The 24,519-nt window shown below is 49.6% G+C and carries 31 protein-coding genes; 15 read left to right on the top strand and 16 right to left on the bottom strand.

Annotated features, from left to right (window positions below):
* Positions 1-78: 78 nt before the first annotated feature.
* Together BLW37_RS08095 and BLW37_RS08090 are read right to left on the bottom strand one after the other, a co-directional pair.
* On the bottom strand, positions 79-288 hold the full coding sequence (locus BLW37_RS08095) for a cold-shock protein (protein WP_091341706.1): 210 nt from the start codon (positions 286-288) through the stop codon (positions 79-81).
* Positions 289-740: 452 nt separating this feature from the next.
* On the bottom strand, positions 741-1,646 hold the full coding sequence (locus BLW37_RS08090; RefSeq protein WP_091341704.1) for a LytR/AlgR family response regulator transcription factor: 906 nt from the start codon (positions 1,644-1,646) through the stop codon (positions 741-743).
* 133 nt (positions 1,647-1,779) lie between these two features.
* Here BLW37_RS08090 and BLW37_RS08085 point away from each other — a divergent pair, with 133 nt between their 5' ends.
* The 6 genes from BLW37_RS08085 to BLW37_RS08060 all read left to right on the top strand — a co-directional run bounded on the left by BLW37_RS08085 (position 1,780) and on the right by BLW37_RS08060 (position 6,409).
* Positions 1,780-3,036, top strand: a complete 1,257-nt coding sequence (locus tag BLW37_RS08085) for an acyltransferase family protein (RefSeq protein ID WP_139243683.1) — start codon at positions 1,780-1,782, stop codon at positions 3,034-3,036.
* 373 nt (positions 3,037-3,409) lie between these two features.
* Positions 3,410-3,946 carry a hypothetical protein gene (locus tag BLW37_RS08080; protein ID WP_091341699.1) on the top strand — a complete coding sequence of 179 codons (537 nt, stop codon included), beginning with the start codon at positions 3,410-3,412 and terminating at the stop codon, positions 3,944-3,946.
* 8 nt (positions 3,947-3,954) lie between these two features.
* Entirely contained in the window at positions 3,955-4,170 is a 216-nt protein-coding gene (locus tag BLW37_RS08075) for a helix-turn-helix domain-containing protein (protein ID WP_091341697.1), read from the top strand.
* A gap of 38 nt (positions 4,171-4,208) precedes the next feature.
* The gene (locus tag BLW37_RS08070; RefSeq protein ID WP_091341695.1) at positions 4,209-5,216 is read left to right on the top strand and encodes a tetratricopeptide repeat protein; all 1,008 of its coding nucleotides are present in this window, start codon (positions 4,209-4,211) and stop codon (positions 5,214-5,216) included.
* 13 nt (positions 5,217-5,229) lie between these two features.
* Complete coding sequence (locus tag BLW37_RS08065; RefSeq protein WP_139243682.1) at positions 5,230-5,637, top strand: hypothetical protein; 408 nt, start codon at positions 5,230-5,232, stop codon at positions 5,635-5,637.
* A gap of 40 nt (positions 5,638-5,677) precedes the next feature.
* Positions 5,678-6,409, top strand: a complete 732-nt coding sequence (locus BLW37_RS08060; protein WP_091341691.1) for a DUF4386 domain-containing protein — start codon at positions 5,678-5,680, stop codon at positions 6,407-6,409.
* 58 nt (positions 6,410-6,467) lie between these two features.
* Here the strand turns inward: BLW37_RS08060 and msrA are convergent, their stop codons facing one another.
* Together msrA and pdxR are read right to left on the bottom strand one after the other, a co-directional pair.
* On the bottom strand, positions 6,468-7,748 hold the full coding sequence (gene msrA, locus BLW37_RS08055) for a peptide-methionine (S)-S-oxide reductase MsrA (RefSeq protein ID WP_245785659.1): 1,281 nt from the start codon (positions 7,746-7,748) through the stop codon (positions 6,468-6,470).
* 73 nt (positions 7,749-7,821) lie between these two features.
* Positions 7,822-9,255: a MocR-like pyridoxine biosynthesis transcription factor PdxR gene (pdxR, locus tag BLW37_RS08050; RefSeq protein ID WP_091341687.1), complete on the bottom strand. Its 1,434-nt coding sequence runs from the start codon at positions 9,253-9,255 to the stop codon at positions 7,822-7,824.
* 85 nt (positions 9,256-9,340) lie between these two features.
* Here pdxR and BLW37_RS08045 point away from each other — a divergent pair, with 85 nt between their 5' ends.
* Both BLW37_RS08045 and BLW37_RS08040 read left to right on the top strand, forming a co-directional pair.
* Positions 9,341-9,739 carry a GNAT family N-acetyltransferase gene (locus tag BLW37_RS08045; protein WP_091341686.1) on the top strand — a complete coding sequence of 133 codons (399 nt, stop codon included), beginning with the start codon at positions 9,341-9,343 and terminating at the stop codon, positions 9,737-9,739.
* A 3-nt stretch (positions 9,740-9,742) separates the two neighbouring features.
* On the top strand, positions 9,743-10,375 hold the full coding sequence (locus tag BLW37_RS08040; RefSeq protein WP_091341684.1) for an FMN-binding negative transcriptional regulator: 633 nt from the start codon (positions 9,743-9,745) through the stop codon (positions 10,373-10,375).
* Here BLW37_RS08040 and BLW37_RS08035 read toward each other — a convergent pair.
* The 3 genes from BLW37_RS08035 to BLW37_RS08030 form a co-directional block, all read right to left on the bottom strand.
* Complete coding sequence (locus tag BLW37_RS08035; protein ID WP_091341682.1) at positions 10,372-10,980, bottom strand: GGDEF domain-containing protein; 609 nt, start codon at positions 10,978-10,980, stop codon at positions 10,372-10,374. The two genes, BLW37_RS08040 and BLW37_RS08035, sit on opposite strands and share 4 nt — an antisense overlap.
* Positions 10,981-10,998: 18 nt before the next feature.
* On the bottom strand, positions 10,999-11,145 hold the full coding sequence (locus BLW37_RS18600; RefSeq protein ID WP_139243681.1) for a lmo0937 family membrane protein: 147 nt from the start codon (positions 11,143-11,145) through the stop codon (positions 10,999-11,001).
* A 130-nt stretch (positions 11,146-11,275) separates the two neighbouring features.
* Entirely contained in the window at positions 11,276-11,689 is a 414-nt protein-coding gene (locus BLW37_RS08030) for a PRC-barrel domain-containing protein (protein WP_091341679.1), read from the bottom strand.
* A gap of 198 nt (positions 11,690-11,887) precedes the next feature.
* On the opposite strand from BLW37_RS08030, the gene BLW37_RS08025 reads away from it, so the two are divergent.
* The 4 genes from BLW37_RS08025 (at position 11,888) to BLW37_RS08010 (ending at position 14,350) form a co-directional block, all read left to right on the top strand.
* Entirely contained in the window at positions 11,888-12,229 is a 342-nt protein-coding gene (locus BLW37_RS08025; RefSeq protein ID WP_091341677.1) for a BON domain-containing protein, read from the top strand.
* Positions 12,230-12,272: 43 nt separating this feature from the next.
* Positions 12,273-12,584 (top strand): BON domain-containing protein, encoded by a 312-nt coding sequence (locus BLW37_RS08020; RefSeq protein WP_091341675.1) that lies wholly within the window; start codon positions 12,273-12,275, stop codon positions 12,582-12,584.
* Between the two features lie 95 nt (positions 12,585-12,679).
* Entirely contained in the window at positions 12,680-13,432 is a 753-nt protein-coding gene (locus tag BLW37_RS08015; RefSeq protein WP_091341673.1) for a Crp/Fnr family transcriptional regulator, read from the top strand.
* 159 nt (positions 13,433-13,591) lie between these two features.
* Positions 13,592-14,350, top strand: coding sequence for a Crp/Fnr family transcriptional regulator (locus BLW37_RS08010; RefSeq protein ID WP_245785658.1), 759 nt, complete (start codon positions 13,592-13,594; stop codon positions 14,348-14,350).
* Here BLW37_RS08010 and BLW37_RS08005 read toward each other — a convergent pair.
* The 4 genes from BLW37_RS08005 to BLW37_RS07990 all read right to left on the bottom strand — a co-directional run bounded on the left by BLW37_RS08005 (position 14,324) and on the right by BLW37_RS07990 (position 16,227).
* Positions 14,324-14,623 (bottom strand): hypothetical protein, encoded by a 300-nt coding sequence (locus BLW37_RS08005; RefSeq protein ID WP_091341668.1) that lies wholly within the window; start codon positions 14,621-14,623, stop codon positions 14,324-14,326. The genes BLW37_RS08010 and BLW37_RS08005 overlap by 27 nt on opposite strands.
* A 4-nt stretch (positions 14,624-14,627) precedes the next feature.
* Positions 14,628-15,053: a hypothetical protein gene (locus BLW37_RS08000; protein WP_091341667.1), complete on the bottom strand. Its 426-nt coding sequence runs from the start codon at positions 15,051-15,053 to the stop codon at positions 14,628-14,630.
* On the bottom strand, positions 15,043-15,402 hold the full coding sequence (locus BLW37_RS07995; RefSeq protein WP_091341665.1) for a sensor histidine kinase family protein: 360 nt from the start codon (positions 15,400-15,402) through the stop codon (positions 15,043-15,045). The genes BLW37_RS08000 and BLW37_RS07995 overlap by 11 nt, the downstream gene beginning before the upstream one ends.
* Before the next feature lie 117 nt (positions 15,403-15,519).
* A complete protein-coding gene (locus BLW37_RS07990; RefSeq protein ID WP_171907577.1) occupies positions 15,520-16,227 on the bottom strand; it encodes a GGDEF domain-containing protein in 708 nt (235 codons plus the stop codon).
* A 517-nt stretch (positions 16,228-16,744) separates the two neighbouring features.
* Here BLW37_RS07990 and BLW37_RS07985 point away from each other — a divergent pair.
* Positions 16,745-17,962, top strand: coding sequence for an NAD(P)/FAD-dependent oxidoreductase (locus BLW37_RS07985; protein ID WP_091341661.1), 1,218 nt, complete (start codon positions 16,745-16,747; stop codon positions 17,960-17,962).
* A 112-nt stretch (positions 17,963-18,074) separates the two neighbouring features.
* On the opposite strand, the gene BLW37_RS07980 is transcribed toward BLW37_RS07985, so the two are convergent.
* Positions 18,075-18,254 (bottom strand): hypothetical protein, encoded by a 180-nt coding sequence (locus tag BLW37_RS07980; RefSeq protein ID WP_139243680.1) that lies wholly within the window; start codon positions 18,252-18,254, stop codon positions 18,075-18,077.
* 205 nt (positions 18,255-18,459) lie between these two features.
* On the opposite strand from BLW37_RS07980, the gene hemN reads away from it, so the two are divergent.
* Positions 18,460-19,818, top strand: a complete 1,359-nt coding sequence (hemN, locus tag BLW37_RS07975) for an oxygen-independent coproporphyrinogen III oxidase (RefSeq protein WP_091341657.1) — start codon at positions 18,460-18,462, stop codon at positions 19,816-19,818.
* 48 nt (positions 19,819-19,866) lie between these two features.
* Here hemN and BLW37_RS07970 read toward each other — a convergent pair whose 3' ends face one another.
* From BLW37_RS07970 to BLW37_RS07955, 4 genes are all read right to left on the bottom strand, one after another.
* Positions 19,867-20,964 carry a DUF3083 family protein gene (locus BLW37_RS07970; RefSeq protein WP_091341655.1) on the bottom strand — a complete coding sequence of 366 codons (1,098 nt, stop codon included), beginning with the start codon at positions 20,962-20,964 and terminating at the stop codon, positions 19,867-19,869.
* A gap of 127 nt (positions 20,965-21,091) precedes the next feature.
* Complete coding sequence (locus BLW37_RS07965; protein WP_091341653.1) at positions 21,092-22,309, bottom strand: methyl-accepting chemotaxis protein; 1,218 nt, start codon at positions 22,307-22,309, stop codon at positions 21,092-21,094.
* A 105-nt stretch (positions 22,310-22,414) separates the two neighbouring features.
* Complete coding sequence (locus tag BLW37_RS07960; RefSeq protein WP_091341651.1) at positions 22,415-23,200, bottom strand: type 2 periplasmic-binding domain-containing protein; 786 nt, start codon at positions 23,198-23,200, stop codon at positions 22,415-22,417.
* A 30-nt stretch (positions 23,201-23,230) separates the two neighbouring features.
* Complete coding sequence (locus BLW37_RS07955) at positions 23,231-23,674, bottom strand: nucleoside deaminase (protein WP_091341649.1); 444 nt, start codon at positions 23,672-23,674, stop codon at positions 23,231-23,233.
* 139 nt (positions 23,675-23,813) lie between these two features.
* Here BLW37_RS07955 and BLW37_RS07950 point away from each other — a divergent pair, with 139 nt between their 5' ends.
* Entirely contained in the window at positions 23,814-24,392 is a 579-nt protein-coding gene (locus tag BLW37_RS07950) for a hypothetical protein (protein WP_139243679.1), read from the top strand.
* Positions 24,393-24,519: the final 127 nt, after the last annotated feature.

Genomic DNA, 24,519 nt, shown 5'->3' with positions numbered 1-24,519 from the left:
TGCAATGCAGTTGCCTTTTTTGGTTAAGATGTCCGAGAATTCAGAGTAGCTCTGAAATCTGGCGCACAGTCTTAACGATTACATCACAGTGATGTTGGAAGCCTGTGGACCTTTCTGGCCTGCAGTTACGTTGAACTGAACACGTTGGCCTTCTGCCAGGGTTTTGAAGCCTGAGCTTTGGATTTCACTGAAATGAGCAAAAACGTCTGGACCTGAAGTTTGTTCGATGAAACCAAAGCCTTTCGCTTCGTTAAACCATTTGACGGTGCCGGTAGTTGTATTAGACATGGTATATACCTGTATTAATTAATAATGATGCCTGATGTCAGGCGATTGTGCTGTAAGAGATGTTTTAACTTATGAATACAGGAAGAGTTACTAAAACGGCAATAACATTCGAGGTTTTGCATAAATAACGAACAAACTAAACAAGCAAGGCCAGTTTACAGGGTTTAGGATGGGTGTCAAACTTTATTTCGTTTAGTTATAAAAATAATGGTTTTTATTTCTTCAGCTGCTCATTGCTCTGACCGAAAAGGCGTATTCGTTCCTTCATGGATCGGTAATATAGCCGTGTTTCATTGTCAGTTTGACGATCTTTTGGTCTACTGATGCAAATAGCAAGAAAATGCTAGGAAGATTCGTCATACCATCTTTTTCAGATGCTCCAAACGTTTATGCCAGAATTGGCGGCTCAGTATTACCGGTGATGTGCTAATGCATGCGCTGGGTATCTCCTGTTAACTTGCGGTAATTGCTGCTTTAAACTGCTCTTTGTATCGGCGTGACAGGTTGAGCTGCTGACCGGTCTTTAACAAGATGCTGCCATCTCCACTGCTTTGGTAGCTAATGCTATCAATATAGCTCAGGTTGACCGCCAGGCTGCGGTGTACCCGACAAAAGCCAGCTTGATGTAGATTTTCCAAGGTGGCCGCCAGTGTCGAGCGCAGCGGATAAATGCGCCCCTGGCTGTGCAGATTGACGTAGTTGCCATTGGCCTCCAGCCAGGCAATGTCTTCAACCCGGATCAGATACTCTTTATCGAGTTTCTTGACCAGAAAGTAACCCGGTACTTTGCTGGCACCATCAATTGACTCAATGTTCTCTTTACTGCTAGCTTCGCCAGCATCCTCAGTATCTAGTTGGTAAGCTTCGCCTTGCAAGCGCGAGTATACGAAACGAGCTAGCTGATAACCACAAAGAAACACAACATAAGCCCAGACATCTTTGCGGTATTCATACAGCAACTCACGGCTGAGCGGACCAAACTGGTAGCTGCTGCCCATCCAGCCATAGATCCAATGGCGCAATAACACCATCAACCCGATGTGACTGAGTGAAAACAACACGGAAGCAGCAAAATGCTGCCACAACTGTCGGACGGGCGCCTGGAATTGTAGCGGGTGATGTTTGAACCACCAAAACAGCAATGGGCTGCAGAGCAGGGTGCTGACGGTACTGCTGTATTCCCAGAGTATAGGTTGCCAGAGGAGAAGGTCGCTGGCTGGGTCACGCTGATGTTCTGTCCAGATAGAGCTGACATTGACTGCAGCATTGATCGCCAGAAACAAAGAAAATAGCAGATAACCGGTTAACGCGGGGTAGCGCTGGATGCATTGTATAAAGGAATGCTTACCGCTTGTCATCTGATTCCACCTGTTATCCCATTTTGCCACCCCTGGGCTGAGTGGCTGTATGACCGCTTGCGACCTCCATGCATACTAGCACGAGATGTTATTTGAAATCAGTTACATCCTGGAGTATTAAAATGGAGTGGTTATGTCTGTTGCTATAAACACTATGCCTGATTCCCATCCAAACAGACGTTATGATCTGGACTGGTTGCGCGTGCTGGCCTTTGGCTTATTGATGTTGTATCACCTTGGCATGCTGTATGTAGGATCCTGGGGGTATCATTACAAAAGCCAGTACTTATCATCCTCGCTTGAGTACCTGATGTTATTATCGTCTCCCTGGCGGATGTTTTTAATCTGGTTTATTTCCGGTTTTGCGCTTGCTGCTGTGTTGCAAAAGTATCTGGGCTGGAAATCGTGCCTCTTGTTCGGGCTTAAGCGGACGGTGGTTTTATTGCTGCCATTGCTGGTTGGGCTATGGCTGATTGTGCCTCCACAGCTGTATGCAGAAATGGTGCAAAACGATGGGCTTGAACTGAGCTACTGGCAATTTTATCGCGCATTTTTTGATTTGCAACATCCGTTGTTTGCCGATTATCAGCGTGGTGTCTGGCCACATGTGGATGTGAACCATCTCTGGTTTTTACGCTCACTCTGGACTTTTACGTTACTGGCGTTAGTGCTCACGCCACTCTTGTTTCTACGGCAGCTAAGAGGTTGGTTGGAAGGTCTGTTCGGTATGTCACTGCTTTGGCAATTGGTGCTCTGGAGTGGTCTGCTCCTGTTGATCCGCTACCAGTTTAGTGGCGATAGCATCCGTGAGTTGCAAGGGTTGCTATTTTTCCTGCTGGGGGTGTTGGTCGTGCAGTTGCCTGTCTTTTGGCAGCGACTCTCAGAAGCCCGCCACTGGCTGGGTTGGTTCTGCTGTCTGAACTACCTGCTAATGTGTGGTCTATACTTCATCATCAACCAGACGGAGTTACCACCTGAGTTGATGCAGGGCAGGTTGTTTGCATTACGCCTGAGTTTTTCGATACAGGGTGTGGCAGTGACTTGCTGGTTACTGGCGTTGGCTCAGCGCTATTTGAATCGACCACATCGCTATTTGTCGCTAGCGAACCGAGCTGTATTTCCTTGTTACCTGCTGCATCAGACGCTGCTGATAGTGGCAGCGCTCTGGCTGGCTCCCTATGCACTTGGAGCCTGGCTGGAGGCTACGTTAGTGCTGCTGGTTACAGTGCTTGGCTCTTGCTGTTTTCTCTGGGTGTTCTGGCAGCTACCCTGGTGCTCAGCCCTGGTTGGACTAAAGACAGGCTATGTTTTCACAGAGCGACAGCGCATCGTTGGTTACGCGCTGGGCTTGCTGCTGGTCAGCCCTTTGGCGATAAGGTTACTGCTCTGATCAGCAGACTCAGCGGGCTACAAAATCCAGCACGGTGGCATTGAGGCCAGGGCGGAGCTGGTCATTGCCTTTCGTTTTTTATACTTTGATCGGTGATGTTATTTAAACAACAGGTTTGATAATGAATAAGATCTCAACGTTAACTGTCCAATGTCGTCAGCAATAGCCACTGATTCTGATTACGCCCTGTGTTTGTTCTCTGCGGCAAAATGTCACAGACGAATTTTCTTCAAGCCATCTTCCTTAGGTTGTCTGCTTACAACTGAATTTGTCTATTATCAGTATTTATTTGCCGATAAACAGTAAATATGTATTGATATATGGGTCTTGTGCCGTTATGGTGATTCAAGTCAATACTGATCAGGAAATCGCTATGGATATACAAACTCATTCCCGTACCCGGCAAATCAAGCAGTTAAGCCGCTATTTATTCATTGCGCTGACCGGTTTTCGCTACCTGCTTTTGCTCGGTTGGCCAGCCATTGTTGTGGTTGCATTTATACCAAGCGGCTCGCTCTATCTCGGTGATGCATTGATACCAATTGAGAACATGAGCCTGCCGTTCAAGGGAGGGATCCTCGCCCTCTATGCTGTTGGATTAACCATCATGCTGAGGATCAATCACCATTTCCGGGCGCTGATGAAACAGTTTATGCAGGGCCATATTTTTGGGCCAGAGGCCATTGCCAGCGTCCGGGGCGCGCTACACAGCGGCATGGTATTTTTTATTTTGTCCTGGTTGTATGTGCTATTCGGCTTGATTTACGACTACTCAATCAACTCAGAGCTGGATTTTTCTTTTGTCACAGAAATAGCCATTGCCTGCATTTACTTCGGCTTGATGTACACCTTGCTGTGGGCGTTGGAAATAGGGGCTGATCTTAACGAAGAGTCAGAAAAGACGATTTAGGAGCTACCATGGCCATTATTGTTAATCTGGACGTTGTGCTGGCTCAGAACAAAATGCGTTTAAACACCCTGGCGGAAAAGGTCAATATCACACCGCAAAATCTCTCGGTATTAAAAACCGGAAAAGCCAAGGCGATACGCTTTGATACGTTAGAAAAAATTTGCCGGGCTCTGAATTGTCAGCCTGGAGATATTTTGGTCTACCAGGACGAAGATGAACTGTGATGCGGCTGCCAGATCCACTGTGCCGCAATGGAGAATTTATGCGTTTATTCATTGTATTTTTATGTTGTGCTCTAAGTAGTGTTTCATACGCTTTTGAACCACTGGACGGAAAGTTTAGTCAGGACCCTGGCGTGGTGTTGTTTGAATCCTATCAATATGACGATGCTGAGCGTTACTTTAAAGATCATTTGTCAGGGCAAGGTGATCTTTACGAGCTGTCGTTACTGTATCTGGCTAAACTCTCCGTTCTTAGAAATGATGGGAAAAAGGCGGTTGATTTCATAGAAAAATCACTGGCTATTGAACCTAATGGTGTTGACGAAATGATATTAGCTGGTGACGCCTACTGTATAAGAGCTATGCAAGTATCTATGTTCAGGGCTCTTAGATTGGGAAGAGCATGTGGTCAATGGTACACCAGAGCTGCTGATGAGCATCCTGAAAATATACAAGCACTAAGAACAGCGATTCAATTTCATCTTGATGCACCCTCAATTGCTGGAGGCTCGATGAACAAAGCTCGAGCATTTCTGGACAAACTTACAGACGTCTCGGAGGAAGACGCCAGAATTATCAACGTATTGTTTGTTCAGGAAAATGACAGCGATCAGCAAGCCATGGCTTTAGCCAATAGCTTTGCCTCCATGCCATACACCAATCCAAGAACAGCCTACGATTTAGCTTCTTTCTTTAAACGTCAGAACAATGTCGACAAGGCGCTGGAGCTCTTTAGCCAAGTTATAGCTGAACGTTCTGATGATGTTGAAAACTGGCATGTCACTGACGCTTATTTTCAGTTGGGCGACCTGCTGATTACCACCGGCACGAATTTGAAGGAAGGCATTGCTTTGATTGAGCAGTATATCGCCACCAGCCACGATGAATATGACGACCACTATTTTTGGTCGAGACTTCGGCTTGCCAAGGCCTACAAAGAGATGGGGAATGACTTGGAGTACGAAGAGTTGCTGGCTTTGATTCAAAGTAAAGACTACAGCCATGACAGTGGCTTTAAAAAGGCCTTTGATGACCACTTAAAGCATTGAGGGAGGAGAGGCCATGCAAGTTTCCGAGTTCAGATTACATGTTCTCAGAGGCATGTACATATTTATAGCTGTTGGGCTTGGTTTAGTGATTTGGCCGGAAATTTTGCTTCCTGCAGATACACAAGCCAATGCACACACTGTGGTTTCATCCTTACTAGGAGCGCTGGGGCTGCTGTGTTTGCTTGGTCTGCGGTATCCATTAAAAATGCTGCCACTGCTTATTTTTGAGCTGGTCTGGAAGTTGATTTGGGTACTGGCCTTTGCACTTCCTATGTCGCTTGATACAGGTTTGGATGCCTATGCGAAGGATACACTGTTTGCCTGCGCTATCGGCATCATGTTGGTTCCTCTAGTCATGCCCTGGGGCTATGTCATGAATACGTTTTTGAAAGCAAAAGCAGAGCCATGGCGTCGTGGCTAAGGACATGGTTAAAAAATTTTTGAAATAAAGGAAGTTATCAATGCGTTCATTTATAGACTCACCAAACGTTTATGCCAGAATGGCCGGCTTGTCCTATCTTTTGATCATTTTTCTTGGTCTGGTGGGCTATCTATTTATCAGGGAACCGTTGTTCGTTTCTGGTGATGCTGCGGCAACGGCCAGCAATATTCTGCAAGCTGAAACGGTTTGGCGGCTCAGTATTACCGGTGATGTGCTGATGCATGCGCTGGATATCCCTGTGATGGTCATTCTTTATTTTCTGCTTAAGCAGGTCAATAAACCCTTGGCGGTAGCCTCCGTTGCTTTTAATTTGGTGCAAACGTCAGTGCTGGTTGCCAACAAATTGGTATTGCTGGTACCCCTGTTACTGATGAAGAGAGCGGATTATGTGGCGGCTTTTGAACCTGAGCAGATCCATGCGCAGGTGATGTTACTGGCGAACTTACATGATTACGGTTTTGGCTTGGGGCTGATTTTCTTTGGTTGTGCCTGTATCGGCTATGGGGTACTTATATTTAAATCGAATTATTTTCCCAGGTTTGTCGGGGTGCTTATGATGATGGCTGGTACCAGTTATTTAATCAACAGCTTGACCTTACTGATTGCACCATCTTTTTCAGGCGTGGTATTTCCAATATTGGTATTGTCTTTTCTTGGCGAGCTTACCTTTGCGCTCTGGCTAATTTTTAAAGGTGTTCATAAAGAAAAGTGGCATCAGGCGGTTGCGAGAGGCAACCAAAGAATAGTTTAGTTTATTCATCAGTCCAACCGCATATTCATTAGCGCTGGAATTGGTAAAAATTGAAATCTCAGCGGGCTACAAAGTCCAGCACGGTAGCATTGATGCAATAGCGGGGCTGGCCCCTAGGGCCGTCGTTAAAGACATGGCCCAAATGAATGCCGGATACGGCGGCCAGCACTTCGGTGCGGATCATGCCATGGCTGTGATCTGGCCGGGTGGTGACGGCGCCATCAATGGCCTTGGTGAAGGATAGCCAGCCGGTGCCAGAGTCAAAGCGATCGCGGGTATCAAAGAGTGCAGCGCCGCTTAAGGCATCGATAAACTGGCCATCCGGTGTATCACGAAACAGCTCGTACTGCTGGCAAAAGGGCCGGTCAGTGCCACTTTGAAAGGCGGTTTTAAAGGCCTCACTGTTCTGGCCTAAGCTGAAATACCCCAGCGCCAGATAGAAATCCTTCGGGCTCATAGAGCCTTGCACGCCAAAGACTTCCTGACCATTATTAAGGAATAACAGGGTAGGGGTGGCCCAGGTAGGGGAGTCGATGGTCAGTTGGTGCAACTGATCGGCTTGTCGCAGATGCAGCGGAATTTTGCCCTGATAATGAGCAACCACATCGGCTTTAAATTTCTCGCAGTAAGGGCAATAACTGGCAGCATCAATCATCACGATATGCTTGCCTTGAAGCAGCAGGCTGTTATCAACTTGCGTTACTTGTTTGGGTTCAGAGTTGTCAAAAAGCACCCCGGTGGCATGGTCCGGGCAATAGCCGTTGGGGTTTTTCGCCAGATAATCCTGATGGTACTCCTCAGCTTCGAAAAATTGCTGCAGCGGTTGGATGTGCGTTTGAATAGCGCCATAACCTGCTGCGGTGAGCAGGGGCTGATAGCGTGCTTTCACAGCCCGCGCCAGCTGAGCTTGCTGCTCACTGTTGGTGAGAATAATGGAGCGGTACTGGGTACCAATATCATTACCTTGCCGGTTTTGCTGAGTGGGATCGTGCATTTCAAAAAAACGCTCCAGCAGAGTTTGCAGGCTGATGATGGCTGGCTGAAACTGCACTTTAACTACTTCGGCATGGTTGTTCGGATTATGCCGATTGCGCGGATGCGTAATCGCCCGATAGGTAGGGGCAACATCTTTGCCTCCGGCATAACCAGATACGACATCAAGTACACCATCCATGGCCTCGAAGCGCTTTTCCACCCCCCAAAAGCAACCGGCACCCAGCACAATGCTATCAAGCTGGCTGCTGGCCGTAACGTCAGCTCGGGCCGGTTGGACGAAAAAGCCTGTTAGCAGGCTTATGCTGATTAAAAGCCAACGCAGAGTTCGCATACTGTATCGCATCCGTTGTGGATTCCACCAAAAGTATACGTATCAGACCGGCAAACAGAGCAATGGTTGCTGGCTTTTCTGCGCTTTAGGGGGCACGGTAGTGCTTTAGCAAGCGGATCAGGTGGAGTAGCTGCACTTCGTTTGCATCGGCAATGCCAATCACCAGGCCGCGCTCGGCTTCGTCTAAAAAGCAGTAGCGACTAAAAGGCTGCACTTTAAAACCATGCTGGTTCAGCTGGCTGCACAGTGCAATATCGTCGCGCAGACCGGGCAGCAGCAGGGTCAGGTGCAGGCCGGCATCTTGCGCCAGCAAGCGGGCATCCGGGAAATGTGCTGTTAGCAGGGTACTGGCCAGCTGTTTTTGCTGGTGGTAATGGCGGCGCATTTTTCGCAAATGGCGCTGAAAATGGCCTTCTGCCATGAAATCGGCCAGCACCGCCTGGGAGACCAGGGCTACGTCGCCCTGCAGGGCTTGCAGCAAGGCACTGGCGGTATGGGTTTGCGCTTTGGGGGCCACCAGATACCCCAGACGTAGCGCCGGAAACAGCGTTTTGCTAAAGGAGCCGACAAAGAGTACGCCTTCACCCTGAGCCAACCCTTGCAAACTGGCGATGGGACGGTGGCGGTACTGAAATTCGCTGTCGTAATCATCTTCCACCAACCAGCATTGCTGGTGTTTGGCCCAGGAAAGCAGCTCCAGCCGTTTGGCCAGCGGCATGATGCCACCGCAGGGGTATTGGTGTGAGGGTGTCAGAAACAAGGCTCTCGCTGTACCGGCTGTGGGCAAGCAAGCGGGATCCAGGCCACTGGCGGTGTTGGCGGCAATATGGCGGGTGTTCAGCTCGGCCAGTTGCAATGCCTGCTTTAACCGGGGGTAGCCGGGGGATTCCATCAGTACCTGCTCATTGCTGCGAGCTGCCAGCTTGGCTGCTATAAACAGCGCCTGCTGGGCACCTGCGGTGATCAGGATAGTGTCTTCATCGCACACCAGCTGACGCGACTGACGTAAATACTGGACCAGTGCCTGTCGCAGCGGCTGATAACCCAGCGGATCGGCCATGCCACACAGCGCGGGCCTGTTGCCATGGCGTTGCAGCAGTTGCTGCCAAACCCGAAAAGGAAACTGGCGAACATCTGCCTGGCCAGGTTGCAAGCGGCCGCTGAAATCCGGCCCTTTAGGCTTCAGGCCGTACGGTTGCACCGGCAGGGCTGCACCGGTTAACGCATGGACCGGTTCCGGGGTAAAATACTGATCCGGTAGTGCATCGACGATCTGGTAACCTCGGCCATGCTGCGCCTCTAAATAGCCTTCGGCCACCAGCTGTTGCAGTGCTTGCTGCACTGTGGTGCGGCTGAGCAGTAAGTCGCCGGCCAGTTGTCGCTCGGAAGGCAACAAAGCCCCGGCCGGCCAGTGGCCGCCAAGCAACTGCTGGCGCAAGCACAAATAGAGTTGCTGCTGCAGCTCCCCTTCTCCGGATAAACTCAGGGCATCGCTGCACAAACGAGGGCTTGCTGGCAACTGGATTGATCCTTTTGTTAAAACTGGTTATTTCAATCAGTCCAGTTTAGCAGTGAAATGGGGTCTCCAACAGAGGAGACACTGCATGACTGTAACTTTCACCATCGAAAATCGATTTGACCTGAACGAAGTGGTTGCCTTGTATCAAAGCTCCGGCATTGCCCGGCCGGTTGAGCAACCGAAGCGGATGCAGCGCATGCTGCAGCATGCCAATTTGGTTGTGACCGCCAGACAAAATGGCCAATTGCTGGGGCTGGCTCGTTGCCTGACCGATTACAGCTGGGTGGTTTACATTGCCGATTTGCTGGTTGCCAAAGAGGTGCAACAGCAAGGGATAGGGCGGCAGTTGTTGGTCGAAGTCCAGCGCATTACCGGGCCTGAAGTGCAGCAACTGCTATTAAGTGCACCATCGGCAATGGCTTATTACCCCAAGGTGGGTTTTCAGCCGTTAAGCAATGCCTTTGCCATTGGCCGTAAGGAGTAAAGCATGCTGTATTGTCCACCTACGCTGGCATTTTCCGGGCCGCACGCTATGCATGATTTTATCGAACAACACAGTTTTGCTGCTATGACCACCCATCCATTTTTTTGCAGTCACTTGCCCTGGTTGTTAAAGCGTGATGAAGGTGAGCAGGGTGTGTTGTATGCGCATCTGGCGCGGAATAATCCGCATGCTGACAATCTGCAAGGGAAGCAGGTGTTGATCTGCTTTAGCGGCCCGCATGCTTACATTTCTCCCAGTTGGTATCAAAGCACGCGCGCGGTGCCTACCTGGAATTACGCCGTGGTGCAGGTCCTAGGACAGGCAGAGCTATTAGATGAAAGCCAGACCCTTGCCTTACTCGAACAACAGATAGCGCATTACGAGCCAGAGCCTGCAGCGGCATTGGCTAAAATGCCAGAACACTACCGCCAGCAACTGGCAAAAGCCATTGTCGGCATCCGGGTACCGATAGCACAGTTGGCAGGCAAATTGAAACTGGGGCAGCAGCGATCAGCGGCCGATCAACAAGCGGTTTTTGCTGCATTGCAGCAAAGCGAGGATTGGCAAGCAAGGGCCTTGGCAAAATGGATGCTGCAGCACGCTACGGGTACTGGCGAGAAGGAAGCGGTGGATTAACGCAGCAACGAGAATTGCTGGCCACCTCTGCTTTGTGCACGCTGCATGGCCGCGGTTGCTCTTTCCAGCAAGATAACCGCATCGCCGCCATCTTCCGGAAACCGGCTAATGCCGATACTTGCAGACAAAGCGGAGGCTGGTAGCGGTAACTGATGTGGAATGGCCAGCTGCCGGATGAGTTTTTCCGCAACCAACACCGTATCCAAAATGCGGGAGACATCGGTAATCAGCACCAGAAACTGATCGTCGGCAAGTTGGCTGATACTGTCGCATTCGCGTACAGCAGCACTCAGGCGACTTAACGTCAGCTCACTGATCTGTCGTATCAGCTGTGTATCTCCCATCTCATGGTAACTCTTAGCGTGATCCAACTGCACAAAGAGGAGAGCAAATTGGCTGTTATTGCGTCGCGCATGCTGCAGGATAAATTGCAATTGATGCTGAATTCTGAGGATAGAGAGCGTAGCCGCATCGTGTCCCCAGAGTTGACTCTGGCGAAACGCTAACAGTTCAGCCAGAGCAAGTTCGGTGATTTTCTCTGCTTGCTCCAGTTGTTGTTCCAGCTCGGCATAGCTGCGCTCTGGCTGGTTTAGTTTCTGCTGCATCTGACTTTCCTTAGCGGCTTAGACTCGCCGCCCCTGAATAACCCGAACCACAATCACGATCAGGGCCAACACCAGCAGAATATGGATAAAGCCACCCATGGTATAGGATGACACCAGTCCAAGTGCCCACAGAATAATCAGCAGTACAATGATGGTTTCTAACATGATGCTCTACCTGGTTGGTGTAAATTGATGGTTAGTATGCGTCTATTTGTTTAGCGCTGTATGTACGCTGACCAACATAGCCGAAAAAAAACCCGCTCAGCTGAGCGGGTTTCGATAACAGCCCTGTTCGTTAACCTGGGAAAATACCGGGTTTGGCAGAGTCGTAGTAGTTATCAATGTCCTTGCTCCAGCTTTCATCTGCCATGTTTGGCCAGTTATCTTTGTCGAAACCCGGCGCATCGCTTAAGCGGTCTTTTTCAATATTCAGCACAAATCGCTTGTTGTCTGTATCCAGGGTCAGGGCACTCCATGGCACAGCAAACAGCTTTGCGCCCATACCAAGGAAAGCACCAAACGACAACACTGCGTAGCTAATTTTGCCATTGGTCACATCCAGCATAATTTCTTTAATATCACCCAAGCTTTCTTCTTTGTGGTTGTACACATCATTCCCCACCAAGGTGTTTGCACCCATTAGGTGAGGGCCAGGACCACTCAGGTTTTCCTTGTAAATGCCCATGGTATCACGCGTTTCATAGTTCATTTTCAGCTCCTAGCTTAAAACCTTGCTGCCGAACGAAAGTGTTGACGCAAGTGTAGGAGCTAGCATAACGCTGCTATCTGATGCTCTCAGTGCGTTACCGCACGCACATTTAAAAGCCCGTTAAAGTGCGCTGGCGCACGGAACTTACTGTATGTGAGGCCTAGACTGAGTGCTCGAACTAGCACTGAGGAACCCATCATGAAATTTCATCACAACCTTTCGCTGCTGGTAGTGGCTCTGCCATTGCTGGCGTTAACCGCCTGCGATACCAACCGGGCTTCATCAACTACTGTCCAGGCTGGCGCTGTGCATGACAATGACAGCCAGTTGCATGCGGATGTTTCCAGGGAATTACGCAGCCATGCCGTCTTTGGCCAGAGCAACATCACGGTCACTGCAGTCAGGGGCTATATCACCCTGGATGGGACAGTGGCCTCTGATGCAGATAAAAAAAGTGTCGCTGAACTCGTGCAGCAAGTGGATGGTGTCAGGGGTGTTCGTAACAACCTTGTTATCACCACGGTATCGGTAGGAAATTAATCTACCACCTGATGATACATCACAACCAAAAGGATAGTTCACCATGAAAATACGCAATGTGTACGCAATGTTTTTTCTTAGTCTCTTTAGCTTGATGCTGTTAGGTTGCGGTGCAACTTCGACCAGTGAAAGCACCGGCGAGTACATCGATGATACGGTTATCACTACCAAAGTAAAGGCTGCCATTTTTAATCATGAGTCGCTCAAAGTAAATGAAATCAGTGTTGAAACCTTTAAAGGTGAGGTGCAGCTTAGTGGCTTTGTCAGCTCAGCCTCACACATGCCGATTGCTATGCGCTTGGCTAGAGATGTTAACGGTGTGACCTCGGTAAAGAATAATATGCAGGTAAAATAGCAGCCAAACCTTATTATGTGCGATAACGAACAGAGTAAGCCTGGGTATCAACTATACTTATGGCTTACTTTTATTTCACATGGAAGGAGATAGCTATGCCAAATAGTCAATTGATAAAATGCTCTGTGGCTACCAACCATCATCCAAGCCAGAATTTTTTTTTAGACGCACTTTCTGATGAAATCCAGCAACGGTTGTTTCCATATATGGAGTTGGTTTCTATGCCGCTTGGAGAGATTTTGTATGAATCAGGTGAGGTGATGCGGTATGTTTATTTCCCAACCGATTGCATTGTGTCTTTGCTGTATGTGTTGGAAAATGGCGCTCAGGCTGAAATTGCAGTGGTTGGCCATGATGGTCTGATTGGCATGTCGCTGGTGCTGGGTGGCGAAAGCACCACCAGCCGTGCTGTTGTTCAAAGCGCCGGCTATGCTTATCGATTGCTGGGCCAGCGATTGATTAGCGAGTTTAGCCGTCACGGTCAGTTACTGCATTTAACCCTGCGCTATTCCCAGGCTCTGATTACCCAGATGGCTCAAACCGCAGTCTGTAATCGCCATCATAGCATCGATCAGCAGCTGTGCCGTTGGTTGTTGTTGTCATTGGACCGATTAAAGGATAACCACCTGGTGATGACTCAGGAGCTGATTGCCAATATGCTGGGCGTACGCCGTGAAGGGGTCACCGAAGCGGCTGGTCGCTTGCATAGAGAAGGGGTTATTGATTACAGCCGTGGCCATATTTTCGTCACCAACAGGCCAAAGTTAGAGCAGCTGTGTTGTGAGTGCTATGCCGTGGTGAAAGCTGAAACGGATCGTTTGTTGCCCTACCATCCCTCTAAGAAATAACTCTGCCAGGTGCCAAGCGTGGTCCCCTCTCGTTGAATGTATCGCCTAAGTTGTTCAGCGCACCGAGACGGGACATCACATCCATTATACTTCCTTCTCAAGGCTACAGAGCACCAGCCTTGCGCCGTTATGGTATACCAGGTGCTAAAGGTTACTCCTGTGTCTGTTTCTGCTCATCCTGTTATCACCAATCACCTGATGGAACTGATCTCTGCCAAAGAACGAGTGTTGCTTCAGCGGCACTGCGAACAGGTGGAGTTAACATTTGGCGTTGTACTCTGTGAGCCGAATCAGCCTTACCGTTTTTTGTACTTTCCGATGAGTGGTTTTATTTCATTGGTAACTAAGCTTGCTGGTCATAAACCGTTGGAAATGGGGGTAATTGGCAATGAAGGCATGCTGGGGGTAACCCTGGCACTTGGCGTGAGTACGGCACCGATGCAGGCTGTGGTGCAGGGCAAAGGAACCGCCTGGCGCATAGAGTTGGCAGAGCTGCAACAACTATTGCCTGAGTGTCCGCAGTTGCGCTCTGTGTTGCAGCAGTATCTGTTTGTTTTAATGGCACAGTTATCGCAAAGCGCAGCTTGCATGCACTTTCATTCGCTGGAACAACGATTGGCTCGCTGGTTGCTGATGAGCAATGATCGTGCTCATAGCAATTCGTTTTATCTTACGCATCAATTCCTGGCCGATATGCTGGGGGTTCGACGCAGTGGGGTGACGGTGGCCGCTGGCGTGATGCAGCAAAATCAATGGATCAGCTACAGCCGGGGCAATATTCGGCTGCTAAACCGAACTGCTATCGAAGGGCTGGCATGCGAGTGCTATCAATGTAGCCTGGATGCGTATCGACGTTTGCTCGGTGAGCCGTTACCCGATACACCTATCCGCTTATTGGCTGAGCAAGGGACGCCATAAGTTCTGCCAAAGGGCTTGGTAAACGATATCCCAGCCCAGCTGGGACTTGGCTTGATGCGCACTAAGGGAATTTGGGCTGTGATCATGCCCATGCCACCAAACAGTCACCAGTGCACCTGTCAGGGTTGCTGCTACCAAAGCTTGCGGGGAGCACAGCCTGGCTGCGAGTACCGACGTGATCAGGTTTGTTTGGCGTGTAAGTTGCTGCCGCTGCTGTGGCAGTTGTTGCATCAGCAGCTCGATCCGCTGATTTAACGCAGGTTGTGCTGGCATCTTGCTAGTCCTTTTTATCCAGAGTGATTGGGGCAGGTGCTGGTCGCAGACTTTGGATGGTAGCAGGAAAGCGCAACAGGCTGCTGTAATAGGCGCAGCGGTTTAGCACAAGCCATAAGCCAAGTGCATTGACGATCATTGCCAATCCCAGCGATTGCCAGGCAGACAAGGTTGTTTGCTGCGCTAATAAAATAATTTGAGCCAATGCACCAAACCATAAGGTCAGCGCCAGCAATCCTGCTATCAGCCCGAACACATAAAGGGCTACCATGCTTCTGGCAACGCGCTCGCCTTCCAGCGTCAGCAGCTCGAGCTGGTCATGCAGCAATACTTTGAGCTGCAGCCACCAGCCTGACAGTTCAGCACTAAGCTCTGGCTCTGATGGAGAAACACCTGCATCAGCAGGTGTTTGGGTTGGTTTAGCTGGCATTTTTCTCACCGGCATGACGGTTTAGCCACATGGCAAAAAGTGCGCCACTGGCCAGAGCTATCCCAAGGGATAACAAAGGGTGATTACGGATCTGGGCTCTGGTGCTGTCTGCGAGTTGCTGTTGCAGGTGCTGCAACTGAGCGCTTTTGGCCGACACAGTTTCAGAGGCCTGATGAGCACCTTTGGTCATAGAATCCACTGTACTGTGGGCGGTATCGGTTGCTTTTTTAATGGCTGGGCCAGAGGCATCCGAGGCACTGTCAATGGCTTTGTGAACACTGCCTGAGGCGGCATCGACACCACGGTCAAAGGTGCTTTGAGCGCTATTGGTTTCTGTTGGCTTATTCATGATAACTCCGGTTAAGTACTACAACGACCGGTTTGTCGTTGTCTGGTAGTCAGTTTAGCGACATAAGATCGCTGGGTCGGTGCGCCAGCGATCTTAGTGACCACAATGTTTTTGCTGTTAGCAGGCGCGGCCGCCACCTTGGTGTTTGGCTTTGTACATGCCGGCATCGGCATAACTGATCAAGGTCTCTGCGGTACTGGCATGATCCGGATAAAGGGCAATACCGATACTGGCCGATAACTTAATCTCATGCCCATGGATCTGATAGGGCTTAGTTAAACTTTTGCCCAGTTTTCTGGTAAAGGCGATGACATCGGCTCTGTTCTTCACCTCTGTCAGCAGTACCAGAAACTCATCGCCACCATGGCGGCTCACCGCGTCGCTGCTGCGTATCGCCGATAGAATGCGCTGGCTAACTTGCTTTAGCGCGTCATCCCCAGCGGAGTGACCATGCAGATCATTGATTGGTTTAAAGTTATCCAAATCGATAAAGAGCAAAGCAAACTGCTTGTGTTGGCGCTTGGCCATACTGATGGCATGACCAATCCGATCCAACATTATGTTGCGGTTGAGTGTTTGCGTCAGGGCATCGTATTGGTTGTCGCAGCTCAGTTGTTGCAGCCTGGCCTGGGTGCTGGTATGCAATGCGCCGCTTTGCAGCAAAGCGAGCGATAACAATTGATTGTCTTGCTCCATCCGAAGCTGTTGTTGATACCAGAACTTTTGTTGTACCACAGCTTCACAACGCATCTGTACCATGTCGCTGGCCAGTTGGTTCAGCTGCAGTTGCAAGACTGCGGGAGTGGCAAGTTTTGATTCGTTCATCATAACCTCAGTTCGTCTGCTGTGGTGTGAAAAAGAATGGAGTAAGCCGAAATTGGCAGCTTACTCCAGATGGTGATGCAGTTATGTTCGATGTCGAACATTGTTAACATCTGCGTTTTTATTCTTCATACAGGCAAGGCGTTTGCTGGCTCATTCTTGCCGGGATCATTGCCTTTTGTATTCTGGTTCATACAAACCTCAGTGTTCACTCAGTCCGCACCAAAATGTGCAGACTGGTTAGATACCATAGAGCGAAACTGGATTTGTGTCGGTGCGTCAGCGCGCATAGGGGATCAGCGTGCGCTAGCGTACCTTCCATTGTGATTATGGAAATACTGCTTCGCTTCGTGTGGTATCGAACGGACGTGGTTGATCCCTTTTCATAACCTTGTGACTAAGCAACAGCCTTGCTACAAAAGTAAGTGACAAAGCTATTTGGTCGCCTCAGTTTTCAGGCAGGTGTGTTTTGGTAGCTTCTTCGGCTGGTACATTTTAGATAACCAATCAGGAGTTTAGGGTGGATTTGAAGAGCGGTTATCCTTTTTGGGCAGTCAAGAATGGTCTGATGTATGCGTTTCCGCAGCTGGATACCGACTTGACTTGCGATGTGGCGGTGATAGGTGCAGGGATTACTGGCGCACTGATTGCGAATGAGTTGGCTCGTCATAGTTTCGATGTTGTCGTGCTCGAAAAACGCGATGTTTGTTGGGGCAGTACATCCGCCAGTACGGCCTTACTGCAGTACGAAATTGATACCCATGCAACAGATATCGCCAAGCGATACGATCAGGCCGCAGCGAAGCTGGCCTATCAATCATGTTTACACGCGATCAGTGAGATCGCAGCATTAGCCCATCAGGTCGGCAATGTGGATTTTGCTAACTGTAAAAGCCTGTACTACGCGAGCAATCGCGTGGATCACCTCCGACTGGCGGAGGAGTTCGCCTGGCGGGAAAAACATGGTTTTCCGGTGCACTGGCTAAGCCGCAAAGCACTTAAAGATGAGTATCAACTGACGGCACCTGCGGCGATACTCAGTACTGTAGCTGCCCGTGTTGACCCGTACAGGCTGGCATCCCGATTGTTACGCCAGATGCAGCAACAAGGCACCGGTGTGTTTGATCGTACACTGGTGGAGTCAATCAAGGTGGATGACCATTCGGTACAGCTGACTAGTGAGAATGGACGAACGGTCAGAGCGAAACATCTGGTGGTAGCGAATGGCTATGAAGCGCAAAACTGGTTAAAACAGAGTGTCGCAAAAAACCGTAGTAGCTACGCTTATATTACGGATCCGTTAGATAAGCGGGAGCTGGGTTGGTTGGCACATACCATGTTATGGGAGTCTTCCAGGCCGTATATTTACCTTCGCAGTACTGGCGATGGGCGATTGTTGGTGGGCGGTGAAGACGACGAATACGATATCCCATCGCGCCGGGACAGGTTGGTCGAGCGAAAGGCGGCAAAGCTGCAGCGTAAGGTCACGCGCTTATTTCCTCAGTTGCAGCTAAAACCTGCCTTCGCCTGGGCTGGTACCTTTGCCGAAACCATCGATGGTTTGCCGCTGTTTGGCCCGCATCCGCAATACGGCCCTCGGGTGTTATTTGCTCTGGCCTATGGTGGCAATGGCATTACCTACAGTATGCTCGGCGCCGGATTACTGCGCGCCCACATTGAAAAGAAAGCACACCCATTGTCAGAGTTGTTCTCTTTTAGCCGATTGGAAACGAAGTGAGGAGTAGGTACAGATCCATTGTGAGTGGATGGTGTTGGCCGGAGTGGTATTTGCAGATTTCTAATGCGCCGGTATCTGATAGATACCGGCAGTTCATGCTTGTTTGATGGTTTTATTGATTTTTAGATGGGTTTTGTTGATCTTGCTTTGGTTTTTTCGAATCACCAGCGGGCAAGGTAGATGCCTGACCTTTTTGGTCTTTTTGATCTTTATTCCCACCTTTAGGGTTGTTGGTGGTTTGATTGGTTTGTGCCAACTTTTCGGCATTATTTTGTTCAAAGTTCTGGTTCATAGTAACCTCGGTGTTTTCGCAGTTTACACAGGATTGTGTGAGCTGGTAATTCACTATAGGGAGAGGTTACTTTGCTGTCGGTGCGTCAGCGCGCATAGTGACGTAAGATCACTGTTGTTGCGGCTGCATTTGTTGCGGCAGATCAAGGCAGCGTTTAGGGTGAAAAGTTAAACTAGCCGCTGATTTCCATGCGATGAGAATAACTATGTCAGGCATTCACTGGGATCCGGCTCTGATTGCCAAGTACAATATTCATGGGCCACGCTATACCTCCTACCCGACAGCACTGGCGTTGCAGGCACCCTTTGAAGCGGCTATCGTACAAAACACCCTGCAACAGTCTTCAGGCGAGCTAAGCCTGTATCTGCACTTGCCATTTTGCCATCAGCTTTGTTACTACTGCGGTTGCAACAAGGTGATTACCCGTCATCAGCACAAGGCGGATCGGTATCTGGATGCGCTGGAGCAGGAGATGGCGATGTATCAGCCCTTGGTGGCGCACCGCTCAATTGGCCAAATTCATTTGGGTGGTGGCACACCGACTTTTTTAACCGAGCAGCAGCTGAGCCGTTTGATGCAGCTGTTTCATCAGTACTTTGATTGTGCAGCACTTGATGAGCTCAGTATTGAAATTGATCCGCGTAGCTGCAGCCTGGAAAAACTGGCGCATTTGCGTGGGCTTGGCTTTAACCGGGTCAGTTTTGGCGTGCAGGACTTCGACCAGCAGGTGCAAATTACCATCAACCGGGTGCAAGATGCGGATTTGGTACGCCAGCTGGTTCAGGTGGCTAAAAAGCTCGGATTTGCGTCAATCAACCTGGATCTGGTGTATGGTTTGCCATACCAGCAAGCCGCATCGTTTCAGCAGACGCTGGACCAGGTAGTAGCGCTGGATCCGGATCGGGTCTCTTTATTTAGTTATGCGCACTTGCCAGCGCGCTTTGCCGCTCAGCGCAAGTTGCCGGAAGCCGCTATGCCGGGAGCTGAAACCAAGCTGGCCTTATTGCAGCAAGGCATCGCCACCTTCAGTCAGGCCGGTTATCAGTTCATTGGCATGGATCACTTTGCCAAGCCGGAGGATGGTTTGGCCAAAGCACAGCGGGCAGGGCAGCTGCAGCGTAACTTTCAGGGTTATACCACCCATGGTCAGAATGCCTTGTTAGGCCTTGGTGTGTCCTCGATTAGTCAGGTCGATGGCGTGCTGTGGCAGCACGAAAAAGACTTGCCGGGCTATTACCAGGCCATGGAGGCCGGCCATTTGCCGCTGGCCAAGGGCTTTGTGTTGTCGAAAGATGATTGCATTCGTGCTGAATTAATCGCTGAGCTAATTTGTCATTTTAACCTGGATACGATTGCCTTTGCGAGTAAGTGGCAGCTTGACTTTGCCAGCTACTTTGCCAACAGTCTGCAGAAGCTCGCCCCCTTTATTGAAGATGGCCTGGTTCAGGTTCAACCCGGAAACATCCGGGTTTCGGAGGCGGGCAGATTGTGGGTGCGGAGCATTTGCAGTGCCTTTGATGTGTATTTGCAGCAGGGCCAGCAGCGTTATTCCAAAGTGGTGTGACACACAAAAAAGCCACCGCAAGGGTGGCTTTCGAAAGAAAGGTGTTGGTTACAGGTGATAACTGATGTGTTGATGAAAGCGCACCACTAAGTCGTCACGCTCCGGGTTCAGATTCACCCCTTTGGCAAAACGACGCAACGCCGTTTCGACCTGGTTCATAAAGCGGCCATAACCCATATCGGTGTAATCGTCTTTGGTCGCAAAGATAATGAATTGCGCAGATTCCACCAGGTTGCTGTCGTCCCAGTCGGCAATCAGTTGGCCTTCGCTGACGCTGGTATCAAAACCAATCATCTGCAACTCTTTGCCGGTACTCATTTTATCAAACTTACTGTTTCGCACCAGTGGCAACAGGCCATTGGCCAGAACGGCACGGTGGGTCAGTTTATTTAAACTGGTTGCCTCAACAAATTGATCCTGGATCAGTTGGTACAAGGCGTTGTAAGGCCGATCCGATTTAGTATCAATAGTCACCTGTTCTTTGACATAGCGGCTCAGTGGTAAGTTGATGATGGCATAGGTCAAGGCGCTGTGCTTTTCTGGCAGTTCACAATTGCGTGCCTTGTAGCGGGCATCCAGAGAACGTAGCTTGTAGCCATAGCTTTCTTTCACACCTTTTTGCTTGGCAAATAAGTCGTAGGTAAGATGCTGATGGTCACGCACCTTGATACTGAGTTCCGGACTGTTGATTTCATCGCTAAAGCGCTGCAATAAGGAGCGGACTTTGTTATGAAAATCGGCAGCATTGGCACGGATATTGGCATCAGTGGCCAGAAATAGCAGGGAAACTTTACGGGCTTTTTCTGCCGGATTAAAAAAGCTGTTCTGTGCTTCGTGATAGGCCGGGTTGTAGAAAAACAGAATTTGCTCGGCGGTTTGCAGGGTATAGGCTTCGGTATGAAAACGCACTACTGGCGTTTTACCATTGGCAATCAGATGCACATTGCGCAGGCCAGCCTGATCGGCCAGTTCAAAGAAAATCTTACCCAATTGCAGGTAAAACTCTTTGAAAGGTTCGGCACTATCCACCATGGGTGCGCCAAAGCGAGCCAGAATAGCATCCGTCAGGCTGAACTCAGCAAGTAGATACTGGTTGTCTCTGGAACTGTTTGGAATATAAACTTTGTGTTGGCTGCTGACCGGCATAACTCCCCCGTTAAAGCTGTGCTAAATTTCGGCTATTGTAGCAAATTTTAGCCAGCCAGACTTATCATTTTTGCTGATTTTTCACAAAGATAACCGTCGGCATACTGCATGCGTATGCCGACTGGCTTTACTGACCTTTGCGTGCAAAGCGGCCGAGTTGCTGCTGGGTTCTGGCGGTGCCCTCCAGCAAAGCTTTGGCGGCATCATCAATAGATGTCATCTGGGTATTGGCTTCGTTGGTGACATGCTCAATAGCCGATAAATGTTGATGGGTTTGCTGGTAGCGCTTCTCAAGGGCACCTACGGTGTCATTGATGCTTTGCACACGGTTTTTAGCATCTGCCAGCTGTTGCTGCAAACCAACAAATTCGTTACTGGTGACACTGGTTTGTTGCTGGGCTTGTTTGGCCTGCTGGTTTAAGCTTTCCGACTCCGTGCGAGTTTCCTGCACCAATCGCTCCATATCATTTAAAAAGCCGGAAATCTGGCGGGTAGCATCGTTGACCTTCGCCGCCAAAGTGCGGACTTCATCGGCCACTACTGCAAAGCCTCGGCCTGCTTCACCTGCCCGGGCTGCCTCTATGGCAGCATTGAGCGCCAATAAGTTGGTTTGATCGGAGAAGTTTTCTACCATCACCAGAATTTGTCGTACATTTTCAGCATTCTGATGCAAACCATTGATGGTTTGACCAAAGGTATCCAGCAGTTTGACAATACTCGCTAATTGGCCAGACAGTTGCTGCATTTGACTGCTGGCACCCTGAGCGCTGCTGACGGTCACAGTGGCTACCTCACTCATTTGATCGCCATGCTGCACAATATCCGCCAGGTATTCTAAAACCTGATCACTCTCACCACGGATCTGATGGCTGCGCTTTTCGGTATCCTGTAAATGGCTGCGGGTGGTACGAACGGCTTTTGATACCTGTTCATTGGTCTCATGAGTTCGTTTTGCTTCCTGGTGAATTTCGCCCAACAATTGCCCCAACTGACTGACAAACTGGTTGTACTGCTCGGACAGAGTGCGAAACTCATCGTGCGTAAAAGCGGGCAGGCGGTGCTGTAAATCGGTACCTTTGTTATTGGTCTCCTGCAAGGCCGACACTAAGGCATGCACCGGACGGACGATTAAATGATGCAAATAAAAAATGGTAAAGATAAAGGCTACGGTCCCCACTAACAACAAAAGCCACCAGCCGGTAGTGGCACCTTCAGCCGGGTACGCCAGGTAAAGCGCTGCCGCAAAGAAAAACGCCAGGAAACCAATGTTGCCGATTATTTTACGGGTCAGGGTATAAAAAAAGGTTTGTTCAATAAAGTTATACACTTTGGCAAAACTCCCCATAGTCTTTCCATGCATCAGTTTAGTTTACAATAACAGCAGCATAGCATACCTAAAAGCTCTGACTATTGTTACAGCGCAGGTTTTGACCGCTTTTTTGGTTGATGTTTAGTGCTCTGTCACTTCGGGTAACTGGGTAAGGCCATAATGATGAAGCTTATGGCTCAGTTGCTCTTGTTGCAGGATTTGAAGTACCCACTGATACAGCGTTTCTATCGCAAGCCCATGCTCTGGATTGATCAAAAGTTGGTGCTGGTAACTTTGATCAACCCGGTCGGAAATAATGATTTTGTCGCTACTTTCTGGATTGGATCGCAAATACTGATGAAAAAAAGAACGGGTAACGATGGCGGTATCTGTTCGCTGTTTCAGCACCAGCTCAATGCTGGCCTGGTGATCATTGACCAGTGTCATGTGGTACTTGGTGGCAAGCAGCTCAGGATCGGTTTCATAGTTGGTAATACGGTAGTGATACCCCAGAATACCTGCAATGGTTTTATCGTGTATGTCATCGAACCATTGCTGTGAGTGGGCGTTGCTTGCCAGCGCAATAAACACTTCATCATCTTTGGCAAAGGCCGGTGAATGGTCAATTTCAATGCCTCGCTGCACCCAGCCCCAGTAAGGGTCTTCAAAGAAAATGGCATCAAACAAGCCTTGCTGGTAATCCTGATGACGGCGGATTGGCGTGGTGAGCACCAACTCAAACTGGTAGTCTTGCTGCATGCGATTTAGCTGTCGGATCAGCTCCACGGTAAAGCCTTTGGCCAGCCCATGCTCCAGTTCGATGTATGGGGGAAACTGGTAAGCTCCAACCCGTACCACGGTTTTTGCCAACAGCTGATTGAAAAAAAGCACCCAGACAATTAACGCAGAAATCACAACAGACTGCATGATCGATTCCTTTTTACAGCGAAAGCTAAATCATTCCTTGCCTATATCTTCGTACCATAGTTCCGGTGAGCTGGCAATAAAGTCTTCCATCAGTTGGATGCATTCTGCATCCTGTAAAATCGTCAGTTTTACCCCCCGACTGCGAACATAATCCTCCGGTCCCTGAAAGGTTTTGTTTTCACCCACTACGATGGTGGGGATGCCGTACAACAAGGCTGTGCCGCTGCACATATCACAGGGCGATAAGGTGGAATAGAGCGTGGCTTTTTTGTAATCGGCAGGCGACAAGCGCCCGGCTTGTTCCAGGCAATGCATTTCGGCATGCAAGATGGCGCTGCCTTGCTGTACGCGTTGGTTATGACCACGACCTACAATCTTGCCATCTATCACCAGCACGGAGCCAATAGGTATGCCGCCTTCAGCTAACCCTTTTTTGGCTTCTTCGATGGCTGCCTGCATAAAAGGATCTGTCATTGCTACTCCGATGGTTTCTGACTTTGCGCTTTCTTTAGCATAGTTGCTTTTGCGCTTTGCAGCGAGGCCTTCTTTGTTGCGTATGTTTGCTGTGGTAGATTGCACTTACCGTCAAAGTCGAACGAATAGGTAATACAGGATGGAATGGATAGTGGCATTGTTCCTTGGCACAACAGCACCCGCGGTGGCAACACAAAATGAGGCGGCCGCACAATTTTGGCTGAATATGGCACAGCACTGCGGTCAGGCATTCGAAGGCCGGCGGGTGATAGCCCGGGACGACCGGCCGGATTTGCTGGAAGGCAATGAGCGCCTGATTGTGCACTTTCGTGAGTGCTCCAGTGAGTTACTGGCACTGCCATTTCATATTGGTGCTGTCGATGGCAGTTGGGATCGCTCGCGTACCTGGCGTTACAGCTGGCAGGATGGGCAGTTGGAGCTGCGGCATGACCATCGGTTAAACACCGGCGCACCGGATGAAAGCAACACCATGTACGGTGGTTTATCCATCGGGCAGGGCACACCAGAGCAGCAACAGTTTTTATTTACCGAGCGCACCGCAGAAGATGGTTCCGCCCTTGGCTGGCGCATCGAAATTGTGCCGGGAGAGCGCTATACCTACGGTACTTTTAGTGGCGATAACTGGACCTGGCGGCTGGATTTTGATCTGAGCAAGCCACTGGAGAAACTACCACCAGCACCCTGGGGGCATGAGTAAAAACAAGTTAAATCTCAGCCTGAAACGGCATAAAAGTCGTTTCAGGCTGCAAACTTAGCTGCCGAAATTAGCTGAAAAGTTATAAACCACACCAATTAACAATACTTATGTGGCCTTAACTGTCTTA

Source organism: Alkalimonas amylolytica, assembly GCF_900107845.1.
Taxonomy (GTDB): Bacteria; Pseudomonadota; Gammaproteobacteria; order Enterobacterales; family Alteromonadaceae; genus Alkalimonas; species Alkalimonas amylolytica.
Note: the sequence above shows the minus strand (reverse complement) of the source record. Positions and strands in the feature narration are given on the sequence as shown.

Bases quoted from the DNA above. Each gene is read 5' to 3' on its own strand.
- BLW37_RS08095 (WP_091341706.1), bottom strand. From the start codon at position 288: ATGTCTAATACAACTACCGGCACCGTCAAATGGTTTAACGAAGCGAAA.
- BLW37_RS18600 (WP_139243681.1), bottom strand. From the start codon at position 11,145: ATGTTAGAAACCATCATTGTACTGCTGATTATTCTGTGGGCACTTGGA.
- BLW37_RS08045 (WP_091341686.1), top strand. From the start codon at position 9,341: ATGACTGTAACTTTCACCATCGAAAATCGATTTGACCTGAACGAAGTG.
- BLW37_RS07950 (WP_139243679.1), top strand. From the start codon at position 23,814: ATGGAATGGATAGTGGCATTGTTCCTTGGCACAACAGCACCCGCGGTG.
- msrA (WP_245785659.1), bottom strand. From the start codon at position 7,748: ATGCGATACAGTATGCGAACTCTGCGTTGGCTTTTAATCAGCATAAGC.
- BLW37_RS08005 (WP_091341668.1), bottom strand. From the start codon at position 14,623: ATGCCAGCACAACCTGCGTTAAATCAGCGGATCGAGCTGCTGATGCAA.
- BLW37_RS07970 (WP_091341655.1), bottom strand. From the start codon at position 20,964: ATGCCGGTCAGCAGCCAACACAAAGTTTATATTCCAAACAGTTCCAGA.
- BLW37_RS07980 (WP_139243680.1), bottom strand. From the start codon at position 18,254: ATGAACCAGAACTTTGAACAAAATAATGCCGAAAAGTTGGCACAAACC.
- BLW37_RS08085 (WP_139243683.1), top strand. From the start codon at position 1,780: ATGTCTGTTGCTATAAACACTATGCCTGATTCCCATCCAAACAGACGT.
- BLW37_RS08065 (WP_139243682.1), top strand. From the start codon at position 5,230: ATGCAAGTTTCCGAGTTCAGATTACATGTTCTCAGAGGCATGTACATA.
- BLW37_RS07990 (WP_171907577.1), bottom strand. From the start codon at position 16,227: ATGAACGAATCAAAACTTGCCACTCCCGCAGTCTTGCAACTGCAGCTG.
- BLW37_RS08000 (WP_091341667.1), bottom strand. From the start codon at position 15,053: ATGCCAGCTAAACCAACCCAAACACCTGCTGATGCAGGTGTTTCTCCA.
- BLW37_RS07995 (WP_091341665.1), bottom strand. From the start codon at position 15,402: ATGAATAAGCCAACAGAAACCAATAGCGCTCAAAGCACCTTTGACCGT.
- BLW37_RS08040 (WP_091341684.1), top strand. From the start codon at position 9,743: ATGCTGTATTGTCCACCTACGCTGGCATTTTCCGGGCCGCACGCTATG.
- BLW37_RS08030 (WP_091341679.1), bottom strand. From the start codon at position 11,689: ATGAACTATGAAACGCGTGATACCATGGGCATTTACAAGGAAAACCTG.
- BLW37_RS08015 (WP_091341673.1), top strand. From the start codon at position 12,680: ATGCCAAATAGTCAATTGATAAAATGCTCTGTGGCTACCAACCATCAT.
- BLW37_RS08070 (WP_091341695.1), top strand. From the start codon at position 4,209: ATGCGTTTATTCATTGTATTTTTATGTTGTGCTCTAAGTAGTGTTTCA.
- BLW37_RS08080 (WP_091341699.1), top strand. From the start codon at position 3,410: ATGGATATACAAACTCATTCCCGTACCCGGCAAATCAAGCAGTTAAGC.
- BLW37_RS07960 (WP_091341651.1), bottom strand. From the start codon at position 23,200: ATGCAGTCTGTTGTGATTTCTGCGTTAATTGTCTGGGTGCTTTTTTTC.
- BLW37_RS08020 (WP_091341675.1), top strand. From the start codon at position 12,273: ATGAAAATACGCAATGTGTACGCAATGTTTTTTCTTAGTCTCTTTAGC.
- BLW37_RS08060 (WP_091341691.1), top strand. From the start codon at position 5,678: ATGCGTTCATTTATAGACTCACCAAACGTTTATGCCAGAATGGCCGGC.
- BLW37_RS08090 (WP_091341704.1), bottom strand. From the start codon at position 1,646: ATGACAAGCGGTAAGCATTCCTTTATACAATGCATCCAGCGCTACCCC.
- hemN (WP_091341657.1), top strand. From the start codon at position 18,460: ATGTCAGGCATTCACTGGGATCCGGCTCTGATTGCCAAGTACAATATT.
- BLW37_RS08075 (WP_091341697.1), top strand. From the start codon at position 3,955: ATGGCCATTATTGTTAATCTGGACGTTGTGCTGGCTCAGAACAAAATG.
- BLW37_RS07965 (WP_091341653.1), bottom strand. From the start codon at position 22,309: ATGGGGAGTTTTGCCAAAGTGTATAACTTTATTGAACAAACCTTTTTT.
- BLW37_RS08025 (WP_091341677.1), top strand. From the start codon at position 11,888: ATGAAATTTCATCACAACCTTTCGCTGCTGGTAGTGGCTCTGCCATTG.
- BLW37_RS07955 (WP_091341649.1), bottom strand. From the start codon at position 23,674: ATGACAGATCCTTTTATGCAGGCAGCCATCGAAGAAGCCAAAAAAGGG.
- BLW37_RS08035 (WP_091341682.1), bottom strand. From the start codon at position 10,980: ATGCAGCAGAAACTAAACCAGCCAGAGCGCAGCTATGCCGAGCTGGAA.